Origin of the sequence: Brachyspira catarrhinii (assembly GCF_005518285.1) — a bacterium.
Lineage (GTDB): Bacteria > Spirochaetota > Brachyspiria > Brachyspirales > Brachyspiraceae > Brachyspira > Brachyspira catarrhinii.
Genome location: NZ_SJDU01000751.1, coordinates 1 through 532 on the forward strand (window position 1 = coordinate 1; position 532 = coordinate 532).

1 protein-coding gene and 1 pseudogene are annotated in these 532 nt (G+C 26.9%); both read left to right on the plus strand.

The annotated features are described in order from the left end of the window. The coding region (locus EZH24_RS14510) for a hypothetical protein (RefSeq protein WP_161976199.1) at positions 1-230 on the plus strand (230 nt) is incomplete at its 5' end. A gap of 100 nt (positions 231-330) precedes the next feature. After that, positions 331-532 (plus strand): annotated as a pseudogene (locus EZH24_RS13330) (ATP-grasp fold amidoligase family protein); the annotation flags it as partial.

Here is a 532-nt window from a genome sequence, read left to right on the forward strand (position 1 = left end):
AATATAATTATTTCACCGACAATGAAGATTTGCTTAACGAATACGACAGACGAGAAGCTTATTTAGTTTATCAATCGAGCTTAATGAGAGGCGCAAAAGAAGACGGCTTTGAAGCGGGAGAGAAAAATAAAGCGATTTCAATAGCCAAAACATTAAAACAAATGAAAATGGATAATGCATCTATAAGTAAAGCTACGGGATTGACAATAGAAGAAATTAAAAAACTATAATAAAATTAGGCAAACATAAAGAGGAAGATATGTCTCAATTATTAAGAGAAATAAACTATAAAAATATAAATTAGTATTTTATTTATATTAAGGAATTATTATGCAAACAAAAGAAAATATAAAATTTAGAGAAGATATAATTAAACAACAATTTAAAGAATCTCTCGGATACGAACTTAATTTGGAAAATCCTAAAACTTTTAACGAAAAACTTCAATGGTTAAAATTATATTATCATAATCCATTGATGACGAAATGCGCGGACAAATATTTAGCGAGAGAATATATCAAAGAAAAAATCG